The sequence below is a fragment of the Nocardioides ginkgobilobae genome (genome assembly GCF_054781275.1).
On record NZ_BAAGUS010000006.1, the window covers coordinates 8,917 to 29,276 of the forward strand.

The 20,360-nt window shown below is 67.7% G+C and carries 6 protein-coding genes; all 6 read left to right on the forward strand.

Features of this window, described 5'->3' with window-relative positions; translation table 11 throughout:
- Window positions 1-6 precede the first annotated feature (6 nt).
- Genes ACYVID_RS07510 through ACYVID_RS07535 form a run of 6 tightly spaced genes read left to right on the forward strand, consistent with a single transcriptional unit; the run spans window position 7 to window position 20,337 of the window.
- Complete coding sequence (locus tag ACYVID_RS07510) at window positions 7-2,892, forward strand: helicase-related protein (RefSeq protein WP_460735949.1); 2,886 nt, start codon at window positions 7-9, stop codon at window positions 2,890-2,892.
- On the forward strand, window positions 2,889-7,619 hold the full coding sequence (locus tag ACYVID_RS07515) for an Eco57I restriction-modification methylase domain-containing protein (RefSeq protein ID WP_460736275.1): 4,731 nt from the start codon (window positions 2,889-2,891) through the stop codon (window positions 7,617-7,619). Before ACYVID_RS07510 ends, ACYVID_RS07515 begins: the two co-directional genes overlap by 4 nt.
- Complete coding sequence (locus ACYVID_RS07520) at window positions 7,616-10,486, forward strand: McrB family protein (RefSeq protein WP_460735951.1); 2,871 nt, start codon at window positions 7,616-7,618, stop codon at window positions 10,484-10,486. The genes ACYVID_RS07515 and ACYVID_RS07520 overlap by 4 nt, the downstream gene beginning before the upstream one ends.
- Complete coding sequence (locus tag ACYVID_RS07525) at window positions 10,473-11,714, forward strand: McrC family protein (RefSeq protein WP_460735953.1); 1,242 nt, start codon at window positions 10,473-10,475, stop codon at window positions 11,712-11,714. The genes ACYVID_RS07520 and ACYVID_RS07525 overlap by 14 nt, the downstream gene beginning before the upstream one ends.
- Entirely contained in the window at window positions 11,711-18,076 is a 6,366-nt protein-coding gene (locus tag ACYVID_RS07530) for a DEAD/DEAH box helicase (RefSeq protein ID WP_460735955.1), read from the forward strand. The genes ACYVID_RS07525 and ACYVID_RS07530 overlap by 4 nt, the downstream gene beginning before the upstream one ends.
- Complete coding sequence (locus ACYVID_RS07535; RefSeq protein ID WP_460735957.1) at window positions 18,076-20,337, forward strand: 3'-5' exonuclease; 2,262 nt, start codon at window positions 18,076-18,078, stop codon at window positions 20,335-20,337. Before ACYVID_RS07530 ends, ACYVID_RS07535 begins: the two co-directional genes overlap by 1 nt.
- The last annotated feature ends 23 nt before the right edge of the window (window positions 20,338-20,360 follow it).

A 20,360-nucleotide genomic window follows, 5' to 3' on the forward strand; every position in this document is an offset into this window, starting at 1 on the left:
GGCTGGGTGACTCTTTCGGGGACAGATCGGCCGATCGACGACTTCGCAGCGCCGGGTTCGGTGTTGGAAATCAGGGATGAGACCTGGCTGGTCCTGCGCAGCGAGCGAGCGACCGACGGCTGGTTCGTCGAGGTCCAGGGCCTGAGCGAGCTGGTGCGTGGCACCCAAGCAACGTTCTCGACTGCGCTTGACAGGATCACGCCCCTGGACCCGGCTCAGGCCACGGTCCGGGTGGACATGAGCCCGGGGTTCAAGCAGTCGCGGCTGTGGCTCGAGGCGACGCTTCGCAAGACCGCTGTGCCGATGACAGATCCGCGGCTGACCGTCGCCACCCGAGGCCTGCTCGACCCGCTGCCCTACCAGGAGAAGGCGGTCCGTCAGGCGCTCGATCCCGACAATCTGCGCCCGAGGATTTTGCTGGCCGACGCCGTGGGTCTGGGCAAGACTCTCGAGATCGGCATGATCCTGGCCGAGCTCGTACGACGCGGGCGGGGCGAGCGCATCCTAGTGGTCACCCCGCGCCACGTGCTGGAGCAGATGCAGTTCGAGCTATGGACCCGGTTCGCCCTGCCGTTCGTCCGGCTCGACTCGGTCGGCATCCAGCGGATCCGCCAGAAGCTGCCTGCCAACCGCAACCCGTTCGCCTACTTCAAGCGCGCCATCGTCTCGATCGACACCCTCAAGTCCGACCGCTACCTCGCCCACCTCGAGAAGCAGCAGTGGGACGCGGTGGTGATCGATGAGTCCCACAACGTCACCAACGACTCCACCCAGAACAACCGTCTCGCCCGTTTGCTCAGCAAGAAGAGCGACGCCCTGATCCTGGCCAGCGCGACCCCGCACAACGGCAGGGCCGAATCCTTCGCCGAGCTCATCAGGATGCTTGAGCCGAGCGCTGTCACGCCAGACGGCGATCTGGTTGAGGACGAGGTACGACGACTCATCATCCGACGACACCGGCACAGCCCCGACGTTGCGAGTGTCGTCGGCGCCGACTGGGCCGAGCGCCTCGAGCCCCACAACCTCATGGTCGACGCGAACCCGGTCGAGGACGAGATCGCCCGCGAGCTCGAGCAGACCTGGCTGCACCCCGCGGCCGGCGCCTCGCCGTACTCCGGCGCCAAGACCGCCAAGCTCTTTCCCTGGACACTTGCCAAGGCGTTCCTCAGCAGCCCGGCCGCTCTCGAGTCGACGGTCAGGGAGCGGCTCAAGCGCCTCGACACGGACTCGTCAGCAGGTTCGCGGGAGGCCGAGGCGCTGGATGTGCTCCTGGGCCTCGCCGAGCGCAACCTCAGTGAGGGCAGCGCCAAGCTCGACCGACTCGTCGAGCACCTGAGGGAGATCGGGATCAGCCGCACCGGCGCAGCCCGAGTGGTGATTTTCGCCGAGCGGGTCAGCACGCTGACCTGGCTCCAGGGGGAGCTGTCCGAGACCTTCAAGCTCAAGGACGACCAGATCCGCGTCCTGCACGGCGGGATCAGCGACGTCGAGCAGCAGGAGATCGTTGAGTCCTTCAAAGCTGAGTCCAGCCCGATCCGGGTCCTGGTCACCGGTGACGTCGCTTCCGAGGGCGTCAACCTTCACCTGCAGTGCCACGAGCTGGTGCACTACGACATCCCCTGGAGCCTCATTCGCATCGAGCAGCGCAACGGCCGCATCGACCGATACGGACAGCGCCACCGTCCGCGCATCACCACGCTCCTACTCAACCCGTCCACCGACCGCTTCGGCGGCGACATCCGGGTCCTCCAGCGGTTGGTCGCCAAGGAGCACGAGGCTCACCGGGCCCTAGGCGACAGCGCGTCCCTGATGGGCGCCTACGACGTCAAGGCCGAGGAGGACGCCATCCGCGAGGTCCTCGCCGGTCGCAAGGAGCTCGACGAGGTGGTGCGCACCGTCGAGCAGGTGCAGGCGGGAGAAGGGATCGACGCCATGCTGGCCCGCCTGTTCGAGCTTGGTGACGCCGCGCCACCGGAGCAGACCGCGAGCACGACGGTGGACGACAGCGTGTACGCCGACGACCTGGCCTTCCTGCGCGACGCGCTCGAGCTAGCCTTCGAGACCCCCGGTGCCTCCGTCGCCGTCGGCGGAGTGCACTGGCGCGAGCACCAGCAGCACGCACTGGTGGAGTTCGTGCCCAGCAAGGACCTGCGCCAGCGGCTGGACGTGCTCCCGCAGTCCTACCTCAAGGAGCGCAAGGTCACCGAGGGCATCAAGCTCGCGACGAGCCGGACCCGCGGTAACCAGGCGCTGATCGACGCACGCGGCCCGGAGTCGACGTCGCTGTGGCCAGAGGCGCACTACCTGGGGCCGCTGCACCCGAGCCTGGACTGGGCGGCGGACCGAGCGCTCGAGTCGCTGGGCCGCAACGAGGTCTTCGCGGTGGCGGGTGGCTCGGACGAGGCCTACCTGCTGCTCCAGGGGACGCTCACCAACGCCCGGGGTCAGGTGGTCTCCTCGACGTACGTCGTGGTGCAGTTCCCCGACGCCTCCGACCCCGCCTTCGCCGTGCCGCAGCCGGTGGCCACCCTGAGCGAGGCCTTCGGCGTGATGCACCTCCAGCCGGGAGGGACCAACACCGGTCTCCTCAAGGGAGCCACCGGTCTCGACGCCTACGTCGCCCCGGCGGTCAGCGCCGCTCGGACAGTGCTGGACAGCGCGTTCGAGGCGGTTGCCGCGGGCGTGACGGACCGGGTGGAGCGTTGGCAGGAGCGCATGACTCAGTGGCAGCGCGACGCCGACCGTTTGGCCCAACGACTCGAGATCACGACTCGGCGAGGCCGGGTCGAGGAGGAGCGCGCCCTGGTGCGCACGATGCTGCCCGACCAGCGCACGGTCCGCCCGCTGCTGCTCGTCGTGCCTGACCCCGGCAAGGCCGGAGGGGAGTCCTGATGGCCAGCGACGCGATCGTCGTGGGGGAGGAGTGGATCAGCGAGCACTACTTCACCACCGACGCCACCAAGGAGTCCTTCAAGGGTCGCGTGCTGGCCCGCAGGTCGGACTGGGATGCCACCAAGGAGGAGGGCAACCCCCGCACCCGGTTCACCGCGGCCCGCGCAAGCCTGCTCAACCGGCTCGCCACCCTCGACGCCACGACCAACGAGCACGCGTCCGACGTACGCGCGATCAACGCAGATGTGCGCTCGATCCTCGGCTACGACGGGATCGGGTTCACCCGCGCCGTGCAGGGTTCGGTCACCTTCGTGCACGCTCCGGGGCTGGAGCACACGCCCGGCCTGGCCATTATCGACGCCCTCCCCGCGGAGACCATCGAGGACCTGCTCACCAAGGACGCCTCCAACCTCGCCGAGCCCTTCCTGCCGTCAGCAGGTGTCGAGGACACCGGATCACCAGCGGACCATAAGGACGCAGTCACCTCCGTGGCTCGGCTGCTGTCGCTGCTCTTCGTCCACGACGACTACAAGCCGGCGTTCGCGTTGGTGCTCGCCGGCCCGCACCTCCTGGTGGCCGAGCGGGAGCGGTGGCCCGAGGGCCGCTACCTTGCCGTCGACCTGCAGCTCGTGGCCGAGCGCAACGATGACAAGAAGGGTGGCGAGGTCGACCGGGCGCTGACGTGCGTGTCGGCCGACTCCCTGGCCCCGGACGCGCAGGGCGACATCTGGTGGAGCGCGACGCTGGCGGAGTCGGTCAAGCACACGGTCGGGGTGAGCAAGGACCTGCGCGAGGGCGTGCGGCTCTCCATCGAGATCATCGCCAACGAAGTAGTGGCCCGTCGCAAGGCTCAAGGCCTCGACGCCCTTCCGGCTGAAGATGCCCAGCCCCTCGCCAAGCAGTCGCTGCGGTTCCTCTACCGGATCCTCTTCCTGCTCTACGCCGAGGCCTCCCCCGAGCTCGGCGTACTGCCGACCGGCGCCCCGGAGTACGAGAACGGCTACAGCCTCGACCGGCTGCGTGAGCTCGTCCTGGTCGAGCTGCCCACCCAGCGCTCGCAGGCGGGCACCCATCTCTACGAGTCGCTCGGCGCCCTCTTCCGGCTGGTCGACCGGGGGCACGACCCGGCTCGCACGGGTGGCATCGAGGGTGGGTACGTCGACGGGCTCACCTTCCGCTCCCTGCGGGCCGACCTCTTCAAGCCCGAGGCCACCGCCCACATCGACGAGGTCGGTCTCGGCAACGCAGCTCTGCAGCGGGTGCTGCGCCACCTGCTGCTGAGCAAGGAGCAGAAGGGCCGCGACCGCGGCTTCATCTCCTACGCCGAGCTCGGCATCAACCAGCTCGGCGCGGTCTACGAGGGCCTCATGTCCTACACCGGCTTCTTCGCCGAGACCGACCTCTACGAGGTGGCCAAGGACGGCAACTCGGAGAAGGGGTCGTGGGTGGTCCCAGTCGAGCGGGCCGAGCACATCGCCAAAAAGGACTTCGTCACCGTCGAGGACGAGCACGGCCAGCCCGTCCCGGTGCTCCACGAGCAGGGCACCTTCGTGTTCCGACTGGCAGGCCGGGAGCGCCAGCAATCTGCGTCCTACTACACGCCCGAGGTGCTCACCCGGTTCGTCGTCTCCCAGGCATTGGAGGAGCTGCTCGACCAGGACGGCGAGCGGACGACGGCCGCAGAGATCCTGGAGCTGACCATCTGCGAGCCGGCATTGGGCTCCGGCGCGTTCGCCATCGAGGCCGTGCGGCAGCTGGCTGAGCAGTACCTCGCCCGCCGCCAGGAGGAGCTCGGCGAGACCGTCGATCCTGATGCCTACCCGCGCGAGCTGCAGCGGGTGAAGGCCTACCTCGCGCTGCACCAGGTCTATGGCGTCGACCTCAACGCCACCGCCGTCGAGCTGGCCGAGATCTCGCTCTGGCTCGACACCATGGTCGAGGGCCTCGGGGCCCCCTGGTTCGGCCTCCACCTACGCCGCGGGAACTCGCTGATCGGCGCCCGTAAGGCGGTCTACTCGCGCGCCCAGGTCGAGGACAAGTCCTGGCTCAAGGCCGTTCCCAAGCCGGTCCGACCAGACTCTCCGAACGAGGACTCGGTCGACAAGATCGACGGGCGCATCCCCCACTTCCTGCTGCCCGCGGAGGGTTGGGGCGCTGCCGTGGACGTCGGCAAGGACATCAAGGAGCTCGTCCCTGACGCGGTCGCTGCCCTCAAGACTTGGCGCAGGAGCATGCTGGCCAAGCCGGGCAAGAAGCAGGTGGACGCGCTGGTGGAGCTTGGTCGTCGGGTCGAACGGCTCTGGGAGATCGCCGGCCAGCGACTCGCGATCGCCGAGCAGCAGATCCGCCGCGACATCTCCCTCTGGAACGGCAACGATGTTTTGGTGGTTGAGGAGGGCCCCCCGCGCCCGTCACGAAACCAGGGGGACCGCCACGTCACCCGCGAGGAGATCGAAGCCTCTCTCGCCGACCCCGACGGCGCCTACCGCCGACTCAAGCTGGTCATGGACGCGTGGTGCGCCCTCTGGTTCTGGCCACTCACTGAGGAAGACGTGAAGCCACCAACGTTGGGTCAGTGGTACGACGCGCTCCGAATGATCCTCGGGGCCGACACGATGAAGGCAAGCTTGGCGCGGAAGGGGGACGACACCCTTCAGTCCGCGCTGACCTGGGACGAGCTGGGCGACGTTGAGCACAACGACCGGGTGTACGCCGACGCGAAACCCATTGCCGACGCTCTGACAGAGCACCCGTGGCTGCGGGTGTGCGCTCGTGTTGCCGAGCAGAATGGGGTCTTCCACTGGGAGCTTGACTTCGCTCCGGTGTTCGATGCGGGAGGCTTTGATCTGCAGGTTGGCAACCCCCCTTGGGTGAGGCCAACGACAGATGTCGAGGGACTCTTAGCCGAGGGTGACCCATGGTGGCAATTGAAGAATCGGGCTACCCAAGCCGAGGTGCGGGATCGTCGCGGAGCAACGATGGCCCTTCCCGGCATTCAGTCTCTTGTGGTGGGAGCTACCGGCGACGTTGTCGCAGTTGCAGAGTACTTGAGCGACAGAGTCCTTTACCCTCACCTGTCGAGTCTGCAGCCGGACCTGTACCGCTGTTTCATGGAAAGGACGTGGGCTCACCGATCAGCCGGAGGAACGATCGCGCTCATCCACCCGGAATCGCACTTCACTGACGAAAAGGCTGGTTTGCTCCGGTCCGCTACCTACCTTCGCCTGCGGCGGCACTGGCAGTTCATCAATGAGCTCACGCTTTTCGAGGTCCATCACTTGGTCTCCTACGGGGTGCACGTCTACGGCGCGCTGCGCGAATCGCCACAATTTGTAATGGCGGCCTCGCTCTATCACCCGGACACCGTGGAGCGCTCGCTAATGCATAGCGGTGCAGGCGCGGAACCGGGGCTAAAGGACGAACTGGGGCAATGGGACTTGCGTCCACACCCACGTCGGTTGATCCATGTCGATACGGATGTGCTTGGTACATGGCACCGCCTGCTCGAGGTATCGGGCACGCCAGTCCTGCATACGCGCATGGTGTATACCGTGAATAGAGCTGCGGCGGTTGTGCTCGAGAAACTTGCAGAAGCGTCGCGTGTCGGCGAACTAGACCTGTGTTTCTCAGAGGGGTGGCACGAGAAGGCCGATCGAACTAACGGCTATCTGGATAACGCGTGGGGACGCCCCGGCTCCTGGAGCGAAGTGATCCTCCAGGGACCACATATTCACGTAGGCACGCCGTTTTACAAGCAGCCGAACGAAACCATGGCGAACAACCTCGACTGGTCCACGGTAGACCTCGGAGCCCTGGCGCCAGATGCCGTCCCAATTACGTCCTACAAGCCCACCGGTGACCGTGCCAAGTACGACCGCGACTACACGCACTGGGGGACTGATGTGAAGATTGCTGCCCGAGATTGCTACCGGATCGCGTGGCGGAAGATGGCAGCCACCACGGGTGAGCGCACATTGATTCCGGCCATCATCCCCCCCGGCGCAGCGCATATCCATGGGCTCCACAGTTTGTGGACGGACGACCCGCGCCACCTCGTGGCTGTTGCAGGCACCCTTTCATCGCTCGTTTCTGACTTCGCGTTGCGAGCCGCCGCCAAAGCCAATCTTTACGCGAGCAGCATCACCCGGTTGGCCCATGTTGTTGAACACCCCCTTGAAGCGGACTTAGCTCTTCGCGTGCTGCGACTCAATTGCCTTACCGACGCCTACGCGAACCTGTGGGAGTCCGTCGCTCAACCGACTGAAGCTTCCGAGTGGTCAGGGGGTCTCGAATGGCCGGGCCGCAACCCAATCCGTGCCGTTGGGCGCAAGTGGGCGCCTGAAGTGCCACTGCGCCGTGCATCCGATCGTCGCCAAGCGTTGATCGAGATCGACGTCATCGTGGCCAAGCTTCTTTCGCTCACAGCTGACGAGTTGGGCACTCTCTACCGAACTCAATTTCCAGTGCTCTACGGCTACGACAGGAACAAGTACGTTTACGACAGCAACGGCCGGGAGGTGCCCACGCCAATCCTGCAGCTCTGGCGCAAGAAGGGGCTCGACGAGACCTCTGTCGACGGCATGGCCGAGGAGGAGCGAACACACACCAACGCGTCGGGCAACACCTACGTCTATGAGTTGCCCTTCCGGACCCTCGACCGCGAGGCCGACATGCGTCAGGCGTACGCGCACTTCGAGAGAGTGCTGGCCGACAGGACGGGCTCATGATCCACCCCAACGACGTCGAGCGGTGGCGCGCCAAGTTGCAGCAGATCGAGGCTGCCATCGCCCTGGACGAAGACGTGCAGAAGGACTGGCGCGAGCTGGAGAAGCTGCGACCGACCCGCAATGCCGAGGCGAGGGAGCTGATCGACGAACTTGTGGAGACTTGCGACTTCAAGTCGTTCCGCACTGCTGCGGACCTGTGGTCGAGGAAGCCGGGGCCTTACCAGTCGTTCTCGGGCTTTGGTCAGATGTGGCTCAACCAGGTGGCCAACAACCTGCCCGACGACCCTGCCGTGGTGGATGTACTCGTGGAAGCTTTCACTACGCCGTCGTCCACGGACGAGGTGCTTCACCGGTTCGCGGAGGTCGAGCGCGTCACCCGCGACCTGTCGTCGAAGGGCCAGCCGGCTGTGGGCCGGATCCCGTATGTCCTATCCGTGTTCTGGGCCACCGATGACGTCACGCCTGGGTGGCCGATCCTGTGGAAGAGCACCCCGGACCGCATGTATGACCTCGGCTGGGTCTCCTCCTGGAGCAACGCCGATCGCTACCTGGCGCTGGTGGAGGTTGCGAGAACGTTCTACCCGCATGACGTGCACCGGCTCGAGCACGCGATGTGGTTCCTGACCGAGAAGCAGCGCTTCGTGGGACTCAACCCGACGATGCCGGACATGTGCGTCGAAGCAGCTCAACTGATGGGGACCTTTACCCCGGGTGAGGGGTACGCGGATGACGCAGGTACGAGCCGGGCTGCTTCCCTTGCCGCTCAGCTGAAGGGGGAGCTCCTGTTGGCCGGCCAGGGCCTGAGGAGCCGGCTGGGCGAGGTCGTCGGGCGCGAGCTCGAGTTCCGTCCGCTCCAGCTCCGGACGTCCTTCGACAAGGATGCGCCCTTCCGCGCCGACACCTACGCCGTGTGGCGCCAGCCCGGCGAGACATGGGCACCCGGCCTCAGGCTGTGGGCAACGCGGTCCGGGGTTGCGTTCGGCGTGCACGGCGGTTGGGGCAACGGTACTCCCGAAGACGTGACTGACAAGACAGAGCGCGCCAAGAGTGCGCTGCCCCGGGGATACCGATGGTTCGGCATCAAGCCCCACAAGACGGGGGACCGTCTGATTCCACTGGACGACGGTCCCACCGGAGAGCTGTTCGCCGGGAAGTGGTGGAAGTGGGACGAGTTGCCGCCGGGCACTGAGCTGTCGTCAGAGATCCTGCGCCACGCGGAGGCTCTCACGTCGGTGCTGGGCGCCATGGCCGAGGAGACCTCCACGGGAGGAGTGGCGACGCAGTCGGCTGTCTCGGACGAGCTCAAGGCCGCGCTGTCCCGCTTCAAGGAGGAGCGGCCCTATCCGAACGAGAAGGACCAGTGGAACAAGGAAGAGCGTGCGCAGTTCGCCGACGACCTCTCAGCGGAGAACCTCGCGGTCTTCGACCTCGACCGTTTTCGCTTGCTGGTCAACGCCAAGCGCTACGGCAACCCCGGACCCCAGTCGGTGCTCAACGCCAGCTTGGGCGCGATGGACTCACTCGAGCTCGATGCCTTCGCGGGCAAGCTGAGGGAGATCCTGTGGGGTGAAGGCGATGTCGCGTCCAGGATCGAACGCGGGCTCGACCACGACGACCTCGGCACGAAGGGCCTGGGTGAGAGCGTGCTGCTCAAGCTCTTCGCCATCACCGACCCGGGTCGTTTTCTTCCCACGTTTCCGTTGACCGGACCGGTGGGGAAGATCGCCATGCTGCGACGCCTCGATCTCCCGCTCCCGGATGCGTCGCTCAGTCGCGGCCAGCAGCACGTCGAGGCCAACGACACCTTGCGTCGCGCGCTCGAGCCGCTGCTGCCGGGCGACCCGTGGGGGCAGGGGCAGTTCGCCTTCTGGCTGCTCCGAAACGAGGGCGCCACAACCGACACGGAAGAGGACCGGATTGCCCAGGCAGCCGAGCAGCTCCTGCTGCCCGAGTCCTTCCTCCGCGAGATCGAAGAGCTTCTGCTGGAGAAGGGCCAGCTGATCTTCTACGGCCCGCCGGGCACGGGAAAGACGTACCTTGCCGACAAGTTTGCCGCCGCGCTCCAGCCCGACCCCGAGCGGCGGATGATCGTCCAGTTCCACCCGTCGATGTCCTATGAGGACTTCTTCGAGGGCTACCGGCCTCGGACCAACGACAAGGGCGAGCTGAGCTACGAACTGCGGCCGGGGCCCCTCGCGATGATGGCCGCCAAGGCCGAGGACGCACCCGGCACGCCGCACGTGATGATCATCGACGAGATCAACCGCGCCAACCTGCCCCGGGTGTTCGGCGAGCTGCTGTTCCTGCTCGAATACCGCAACAAGTCGGTCCGTACGGCCTACCGGCCGGACGAGCCGTTCGAGCTGCCGAAGAACCTCTTCTTCATCGGCACCATGAACACCGCCGACCGCTCCATTGCGATGGTGGACGCAGCGCTGCGTCGCCGCTTCCACTTCGTCCCGTTCATGCCGCACGAAGGCGCGATGAAGTCCCTGCTCCACGAGTGGCTCGCCAAGCACGGTGAGCCGGCATGGGTCGCGACCTTGGTCGACAAGGTCAACGACCAGCTGCGAATCCTGCTCAAGGGCCCGCACCTGCAGGTCGGTCACAGCCACTTCATGGTCAAGACGTCGGCGGGCAAGACGGCACTCACCGCGGAGCGCCTGGAGCGCATCTGGCGCTACAACATCTACCCGTCCATCGAGGACCAGCTCTACGGCCGTCCCGACCAGCTCGCGCAGTTCACCTGGGAGCACGTGCACGAGGCCTACGGGCCCAGCTCGAAGAGTGGCGTCGCTGCCACCGAGACCAGCGTCGCTGAGAGTGAAGCGAGCGTCGTCGAAGGGGCCGAGGGTGGCTCTGTCTGACCTCGGCTTAGGCGCGTCGACCGCTTGGGTCCTCGTGCTGCGCGAGTACGAGACCTCGCAGCCTGTCGCCCTCGACCAAGCTGAGCTGGCGCTGCTGACCTCCCTCCCCGCAGGGCGGCTGGAGGTCAGGCCGACCGGGACCGTGGGGGAGTACCAGCTGCGAGCCTCGTCCTGGATCGGGTCGGTGGCGCTCCCCGGCCTCACCGTCCGGGTGCTGCCCAAGGTCGAGGACCTACGCAACGTGCTGATGATGTTCGGCGCCTCGGCAGGGCTAACCGACTGGCAACCCACGCTGGTGGGCTACCGCCGGGACGACCTGGTCGACGCCGTGGCCGACCTCGCGCTCCGCACCATCAGCGCCGCCACTCGCCGGGGGCTAGTCCACGGCTACTGCAGCACCGAGGAACGGCTCCCGGTGATCCGCGGGCGGCTCGACGTCCAGCAGCTCGCCAGCCGCCCCTGGGACATCTGGCCCACTCCCTGCCGCTATGACGACTTCACTGCTGACATCTCCGAGAACAGGGTGCTGCTGGCGGCAGTGACTCTGTTGCGGAGGGTCGTCGGCAACACCGAGACCCGGCGTACGATCGCGGAGCTGACCCATACCTTTGGCGGGGTCGGTGCATCCCAGATGCCGCTGATGGAGCTCGACACCGTGAGGCTGAGCCCGGTCAACGAGCACTACGGGCCGGCCCTGGCGCTCAGCCGGCTCGTCCTCGAAAGCGTCGGTCTGACCCATGCCCACGGCCACCACCAGGCCGTCACCTTCCTGATCGACATGAACAAGCTCTACGAGCGGTGGATCGGCGCGGAGCTCACCCAGCGGCTCTGGCCAGAGCTCGAGGTCGACGAGCAGGCCCCCGTGCCGCTGAGCCAGAAGCCGCGGGTGACGATGGCGCCTGACCTCGTCTTCCGCCGGGGTGGGCGCACGGTCGCGGTGGCCGACGTGAAGTACAAGCTCACCGACGACGGTCTCGGCCGGACCCCGGACTACTACCAGCTGCTCGCCTACGCCACGGCGCTCGAGCTGCCTGCGGGGCTGCTGATCTACTGTCGTGCCGACCAGGCACCCGAGCGCGTGATCACGGTGGAGGGGGGAGGGCAGCGGCTGCACACCCAGCCGGTCGACCTGTCCGGCGGCTGGTCCGACGTCTCCGCTTCGCTCGACACTCTCGCGGCGAGCATCCGCACGCTGGCATCCGCAGAACCCCAGGGGGCGACCACATGAGCGAGCTGCTGCCCAGCCTCGCAGCCACCAGCATCCGTGAGGGTCTGCTGGACTACCTCGAGACCACCTTCTCGTTGGCCGACCTGCCCGCGCGCGCAGCGCTCAACGAGTTCCTCGAGCACCCGAGCGACGGGATCTTCAAAGGGCCCTACGTCCGGCTGCGGCTGCCCTTCCAACCCGCCGCCGACGGCTGGCGAGACACCGTCGGGTGGCACCCGGTCGACAGCGGCGGGTTCGCGCCCTACGGGCACCAGGCAGCGGCGTACGCGCGGTTGTCCTCGCTCGACCTCAGCACCGAGAAGCCGCGGCCATTGCCGACACTGGTGACCACCGGCACCGGCTCGGGCAAGACCGAGGCGTTCCTCCACCCGATCCTCGACCACGTCCTGCGCGCCAAGCGTGACGGTGTCACGGGGATGAAGGCGCTGCTGCTCTACCCGATGAACGCGCTGGCCAACGACCAGGCACAGCGGCTCGCCGACCTCATCACCGGCGACCCGTCCTTGGCAGGCGTGACCGCCGGGCTCTACACCGGGCAGGACGGACCACAGCGCACCAAAGTCACCCCTGACGGGCTGATCACCGACCGCTTCGTCATGCGCAGCAGCGCCCCGGACATCCTGTTGACCAACTACAAGATGCTCGACCAGATGCTGCTGCGCGAGGCGGACGCGAAGATCTGGGCCGACAGCGCGCAGTCGCTGCAATACCTCGTCCTCGACGAGTTTCACACCTACGACGGTGCTCAAGGGACCGACGTCGCGATGCTGATGCGGCGGCTCGGGCTGGCGCTCAAGGCACACGGCATGACGGTCCCCGAAGGAGAGCCCGACCGACCTCTCGGGCGCATCACCCCGATCGCGACCTCCGCCACGCTCGGTGACAAGGGCGACCCAGCGACGATGCTCGGCTTCGCCGAGACCGTGTTCGGAGAGCCCTTCGGTCCCGACGCGGTGGTCACCGAGGCACGCCTCGGGGTCGACGAGTGGATCGGCCAGGCGGTCGACGACGCGCGCGAGCTGACTCCCCGCGACGGAGCAGACCTGGCTCAGGAAGTGTGCTCGGCTCTCGCCGAGCTCGGGCTGGACCCGGACGCGGGCCTCTTGGCCGACGCCGTGCTGGCGGCAGCGTTCGAGGACGACCTCACCGACCTGCTCCGCGGTGGGGGCACAGCCGGCGACCTGCTGCAGGCGCACCCGTTGAGTAGGTCCTTACTCCAGCTCTGTGCGGAGGCCGCACCGCTGGCTGAGGTGGCCGAGAAGGTCTTCCCGGGAGTCGAGGTCAGCACCCGCGAGCGTTGCGTCTCGGCGTACCTCGGGGCACTCAGCCACGTCCGCAAGACGAAGGGCCGGTCGATGCCGTCGGTCGAGGTCCACCTGTGGATCCGCGAGCTGACGAGGATCGACCGCGAAGCTGCGATGTCGCCCGCCTTTTTCTGGTCCGACGACGGCAGCGCTCCACTCGGCACGGGCGAGGACGCCGGCGACAGCAGCACCGCCACGTCGGCGGTGTTCCCGGCGATCTATTGCCGGCACTGCGGACGCGCCGGTTGGGGCGTCACGCTGTCACCGGCCAACAGCAGCGACCTCGACATCAGCGACGACGACATCCGCCGCGACCACGCCACCGGTGAGGGGCGGTTCCGCGCGCTGCTGCTGGCGCGCGCCGAGGGCGAGCAGGTGCTCGACGAGGCGGCAGGCGCCGGGGCGGCAGGGGAAGTCCCGGCGGCTGCGGACAGCCTGCGGTGGTTCCACGTCGCCCAGCGGCAGCTGCTCGCGGCCGCTCCCCGGGGGGAGGCGGCCCAGGACGGCTCGGTGCTGCCCGTGCTCACCCACGTCGGGGTGGAGGCGGACGACGCCTCCCGCAAGGACCACTGCCCCGCGTGCCAGCAGCGCGACGGGATCCGGTTTCTAGGCTCGGCCGTCGCGACCCAGCTCTCCGTCGCGCTCTCCACGCTCTTCGGCAGCACCAACCTCGACGCGGCCGAGAAGAAGACCCTGGTCTTCACCGACAGCGTCCAGGACGCGGCGCACCGGGCGGGCTTCGTGCAGAGCAGGTCTCACAGCCTGACGGTCCGCTCGGTGCTGCGTGAAGCAGTCGGTAACACAGCCACCTCCCTCGACATGCTGGCCGAGCGGGTCATCGAGCGAGCCGGGGACGACCCGGTCCTGCGCTACCGCGTCCTTCCTCCCGACCTGGCCGAGAAGAAGGAGTTCGCTCCCTTCTGGGAGGCCACGAAGCTGTCGAAGGTCCCGCAGAGCGTGCGCAAGCGGGTCGCGAAGCGGCTGGCCTTCGACGCTGTCCTTGAGTTCGGTCTGCAGTCCCAGCTGGGCAGGACCCTGGAGATGACCAGCACCGTCGCCGCCGAGGTCGAGGCCGCGCCCGGACTGATGACCGCCGCCGCACGGCAGGCGATCGAGGAGGCAGGCGGCGAGGCTCTGCTGCCCGTCGAGGTCACCGACGAGCTGGCACTGGTCTGGGTGCGAGGGGTCCTGGAGCGAATGCGCGGCCGGGGCGCCATCGAGCACCCATGGCTGCGCAAGCTCATCGAGGAGGACGGGAGCCGACACTTCATTTGGCGTGGACGTCCTCGCTCCGAGGGCATGCCCGCCTTCCCCATCGGCCGGACCGCCCCCGCGTTCCCCCGTGTCGGCCCCGCCTCGTCGGTCCGCGAGTCGGTGCTCGACCAGGTGACAGCGACACAGGGCTGGTACGCCCAATGGGCGGCCCGCGTCCTGCAGGTGACGCCCGCCGAGGGAGCCACCCTGGCGCGGCTGCTCCTCAAGCGACTCGCGGCGCACGACGTGCTCATGGCCACCAGCAACAAGGCGACCGCAGAGGTCTACGCCGTCCCCCAGGCATCCGTCGTCGTCGAGGTAGTGCGCACCCAGAACCTCGTCGACGGCAAGCACCTGCTCGTCTGCCCGGTCTGCCAGGCCCACGTGCCCGGCTCCGCCACGGTCGTCGACCAGCTCGACGGCGCTCCCTGCCTGGTGACCCGGTGCTCAGGCCACCTGAAGCGCTCGCCAGGGCAGCCCGACAACTTCTACCGCCGCTTCTTCGGCTCCCACGAGGTCCAGCGCGTGATCGCACGCGAACACACCTCGCTGCTCGATGACGAGCTCCGGTTGGAGTACGAGAACGGCTTCAAGGGGCGCGAGGACCGCCCCAACGCGCCCAACGTGCTCGTCGCCACGCCGACCCTCGAGATGGGCATCGACATCGGCGACCTCTCCACGGTGATGCTGGCCTCGCTGCCGCGCTCGGTGGCGTCGTACCTGCAGCGAGTTGGCCGCGCCGGGCGCCTCACCGGAAGCGCGCTCGACCTCGCCTTTGTCTCCGGACGCGGGGAGCAGCTGCCTCGCCTCGGTGACCCGCTGTCCATGATCAACGGGGCGGTCCGCCCCCCTGCGACGTACCTCGACGCCGACGAGATCCTGCGTCGTCAGTACCTCGCCTCGCTGGCAGACCGCCAGGCTCGCAAGGTTGACGGCGTCCACCCCCAGCTGGCCTCGGGCGCGATCGGCAGCGTCGAGCCCGGTGCCTACCTGCATGCGATCGCCCTCGATGCCGAGGAGGACCTGATTGATGGGGGCAGCCATCTGGAGCACTTCCTGCTCGCCTTCCCGACGCTCAAGGAGCCCGCGCGCGCGATGCTGCGTGAGTGGGTCACCCGCAGCGGCACCGTCGAGCTGACCAGCCCCCTGGCCGAGCGCCTGCTCCTGGCGTCGCAGAAGTGGCGTCAGGAAGTTGAGACCCTCGGTCACCGGATCACTGCCATCGAGGCGGAGATCCCCGACCTTAAGCGCCTGGCCGAGCTGCCGGTCGCTGCTGAGGACGACAAGCACGCCTACCGCGACGCTGAGGCCTCGCTCCGGCTGGCGAAGAAGCAACGGGCGCGTCTGCAGGGGGACTACTGGATCGCCGTGCTGGAACAGGCGGGCATCTTCCCCAACTACACCCTCCTCGACGATGCGGTCACCCTCGACGTCGGTCTCTCCTGGCTTGACCCCGACACCGGGAGCTACGAGACCCAGGACCTCTCCTACAGCCGCAACGCAGCCCTGGCGCTGCGCGAGTTCGCCCCCGGTGCCACGTTCTACGCCGGGGGCCACCAGGTGAAGGTCGACACCGTCGACCTCGGGGACAGCGGGGAGGCGATCCGGAGCTGGACGGTGTGCCCGGCCTGCGGCTTCGTCGCCGACATCACGGACGGGAGCGCACCGTCGGCGTGCCCGAGGTGCACCAGCACCGGCATCGCCGACCTCGACCAACAGTTCGACGTCGTCGAGCTGACGCGGGTCTCCTCCACGATGCGGCGTGACGAATCCGTGATCGACGACGGACGCGACGAACGCATCAAGGAGCGCTTCGACCAAGTCGTTCTCGCCGACGTCGACCCCGCCGGCATCACCGAGCAGTGGTACGTCGAGGGCTACGGCTTCGGCGTGAAGCACATCAGGGACCTGGCCATCCGGTGGCTCAACCTCGGCCGGACCTCGGGCCACGGCTCGACCCGCTTCCTCGGTGGTCACGAGGTCAACGCGGAGCTCTTCCGGATCTGCGCCGAGTGTGGGCAGCTCGACAGCGGCACCGGTCGCAACTCCAAGTACGAGCACCGGCCCTGGTGCCGGCTGCGCAACGCCCCGGAGGAGGACACCCGTCGGATCGCGCTGTCGCGCAGCCTCGTGACCGAAGGGCTGCTCATCCGGCTGCCACCGATGGTGGCCCTGGGAAGCACCTTCGCGCTCCCGTCCTTGTCGGCGGCCGTGAAGCTCGGACTGCGCGAGCACATCGGCGGAGCGCCGGACCACCTCTCCCTGGAGGTGGTGGTCGATCCGACCACGGACGATCCTGACCTCAACGCCGACGCTCTGCTGCTGCACGACCTGGTGCCGGGCGGCACGGGCTACCTCGCCGAGCTGGCACAGCCGGCCATCCTGCGGGGCATCCTCCTGCGTGCCTACGAGGTCCTGCGTGACTGCAGCTGTGCCGGCACCGCGCGGATGGCGTGCCACCAGTGCCTGCTGCCGTTCGCGGTCCCCGGCCAGGACCGTCACGTCTCCCGCGCCGAGGGTCAACGACTGCTTCACGAGATCCTGCACGCCGGTCTCCAGACCGACGACGAGCCTGACCCGGACGGGTCGTGGAAGGTCACCGAGGTCGCGGTCCGGGGATTCGACCCGGAGTCGAAGATGGAGCAGAAGTTCCGGGCCGTCCTCAAGCATCGGCTGGGGGCGCTCGGCGCCCACGTCAAGGAGATCCCGGGCAACCGGGGGACCTCGTGGGAGATCACCATCGGCGGCGGCCGCAAGTGGCGTCTCGACCCACAGGTCAACCTGCTCGGCAGCAAGCCGGACTTCATGCTCACGTGCGACGACACGTCAGTGCCTCGGATGGCGATCTTCTGCGACGGCTGGCGCTACCACGCCAGCCACCTGCACAACCGGCTCGACGACGACGCAGCCAAGCGCGCCATCCTCCGCGACGACGGTCTCTTCGTGTTGAGCCTGTCCTGGGTTGACCTGGAGGACGGTGCGAGCGTGACTCGAGCGTGGTTCAACCGTGCCTCCGTGGGCCCGGTCATGAGTGCCGCCGGCCTCGCCCTGAAGCCCGCTCACTTCGACCTGCTCGAGGCGACCGCGATGGATCTACTGATGGGCTGGGTGCAGTCGCCGGACCCGGCAGGGATGCGGGCCATCGGCGATGCCGTGCCGTATGTCCTGGCAGCCAGCGCGAAACTCAAGGGCAGCACGGGACAACGCAGTGACCTGCTCTCCATCGCCGGGGAACTCCTAGACGGCTCATCCCTCGCTGCGGGCCAGGGCGAGGCACCCGCGTGGGCGTGGCGAGACGACACGCTGGTCGTGCTCTCCCGGATGAACTCCAAGAACAAGAGCACCGAGGTCGTCGTCGCCCTGGACGACCGACCTGCGGCCGTAGGCCCGGACCACAAGGCTGCCTGGCAGTCCTGGTTGTGGTTCAGCAACATGGTGGGCCTGCGCAGCATCGGGACGGCGATCACGGTCCGGACCCTGATCGCCGCCGCGACGCCGCCCAGCACGGCAGCGGCCGAGGCGCCGGCGTACCAGGTCGACGTTGCGTGGCAACCGGTCCTCGACCTGGCGACGACGGCGGAGCGTGACTTCCTCGTCGCCCTCTCGGCGAGGTCGGTGCCGGTTCCGGATCTTGAGGTCGAGATAGACGGCCTGCCTCTGGGGCCGAGCTGGCCCAACCGGAAGGTCACGGTAGGCGTGGATCTCACCGACGACGAGCAGCGTGTGCTTGTCGACCTGGGTTGGCAGGTCGTTGACATGGACATTGACGCGGTCGAGACCGCACTGGCAGGAGGAACAGCCTGATGGCAGTGGTCATCTACGCCCCCCACAAGGACGGGCTGCACGACGGGTCGATCCAGAAGCAGACGATGGCGTTCATCAAGAAGCTCTTCCAAGACGACACGTTGCCCGGCCTGCACATCGAGCCGATCCAGGGTGCGATCGACGCCAAGGTGCGGACCGGCCGGGTCAACGACATGTATCGGGCCGTGCTCTTCAAGGTGCAGTCGTCCGCCGGTGCGCCGCACTACATCTTCACCGGCGTCTGGCCGCACGACGAGGCCATCAGCATCGCCGAGAAGGCAGTGCTCAAGACCAACCCGGTCAACGGGCTGCCAGAGCTGTTGTTGGCGGCGACGAGCGGATCAGCCGCCGCTCCCGAGACAACCAAGAGTGCGACTCCGGCGGTGGTAGCGGATGAGACTGCGCCGCAGCAGGCTCCGCCCCTCCTCGAGTCCATCAGTGCTGGGATCAGCCTCGACCGACTGACAGATGAGCTCGGCCTGGATGCCGACCTGGCGGCGCAGGCGCTGGCCGCGACCAGCGAGGACGAGCTGCTCGCCCTCGCCGGGGATGCCGTCGAATGGCAAGGTATGGCACTGGTCGAGCTCACCGCGGGCGCCACTATCGAGCAGGTGCGGGAGAGCCTGCAGATCGACGAGGCCGCGGAGGTCGATGAAGAGGCTTCTGAGGATGACAGGCTCTTGGCCGCGCTCAAGACTCCCGCGGCGCGAGCGCAGTTCGCCTGGCTCGAGGACGACGAGGAGCTGCGGGCCGTGATCGAGGACGGCGACTTCGCCGCCTGGAAGGTCTTCCTGCACCCCGAGCAGCGCAAGTACGCCGAGGCGACCTACAACGGAGCCTTCCGGCTTTCGGGCGGAGCCGGCACCGGCAAGACAGTTGTGCTCCTCCACCGAGCGCGGTTCCTCGCCAAGCGAGACCCGCAGGCACGGGTCGTGCTCACGACGTACACCCGCACGTTGGCCGAGGCGATGAAGCGAGATCTACTGTCACTCGACCCGCACCTCACGTTGGCGACTTCACTCGGGGAGCCCGGCATCTACGTGACCGGAGTCGACGCCGCAGCAAGCGCCGTGCTGTCCAAGGCCGGCCCGGAGGCCCTGGACCAGGCCGTGGAGACGGTGCTGGGGGTGGGAGGCAACCGAGCGTCGAAGCGCAGCACCAACGAGACGGCAGCCTGGCGCGAGGCCGCTCAGTCGGCGGGGTCGGGGCTGCCTGAGGCGTTGCGCAGCCCGTCGTTCCTCATCGCTGAGTACGACGCGGTGGTGCTCCCCAATCGCATCACGACCAAGGACGAGTACCTGAAGGTACGACGGCCGGGGCGCGGAGTCTCGCTCGGACGCGCGCAGCGGGCGCTCGTGTGGGAGGTCATCAACGCCTATCGCGTGTCAGCCGCCGTCGAAGGGGTGGTCGACTTCGGTGAGGTCTGCGGGATCGCAGCAGCACTCCTCGACGACCTTGCGACACAGGGGTACCAGCGGCTCGCAGATCACGTCCTGGTGGACGAGGGGCAGGACCTGACCGCGGCTCGTTGGCAGTTCCTGCGCTCCCTGGCCGCGGAGGGTGAGAACGACCTCTTCATCGCCGAGGATGCGCAGCAGCGGATCTACGGCCAGCGGATCACGCTCGGTCGTTACGGCATCAAGATCGTCGGCAGGTCGCGCCGGCTCTCGCTCAACTACCGCACCACCCACCAGGTGCTGCGGTTCGCGATGGGCGTACTCGGCGGCGAGGACTTCGTCGACCTCGACGACGAGGCCACCGACGACGCGACGTACCGCTCTGCCCGCAGTGGCCCGCCCCCCACCCGGAAGGGGCTGAAGTCCCTCACGGACGAGCTGGACGAGGCAGCGGCCGTCCTCACGGGGTGGCTTGACCCGGAGGCAGGGATCAGTCCCGAGTCCATCGGCATCCTCGTGAGGGATCAGCGCACGTCCGATCGCGTCACCAAGGGCCTGGAGGACCGCGGGATCAAGGTCCGCCAGGTCACCAAGAGCGCGGCGGTCGCCAAGGACCCCCAGGTCATGACCATGCACCGGGCGAAGGGGATGGAGTTCTCCCGCGTCCTGATCTTCGGCGCGGACTCTGGGATGCTGCCGGCCTCGTATCTTCTCAAGGACGTGGCCGAGGAAGACCGGGAAGACGTGTTGCAGCGTGAGCGGTCGCTCTTCTATGTCGCTGCCACGCGCGCTCGCGACGAACTTGTGGTGCTGTGGGAAGGCGACCCGAGCGACTTCCTGTCGAATCTAATTGTGGAGGTCTGAGCCACGTTGATGACCTCAGCAGC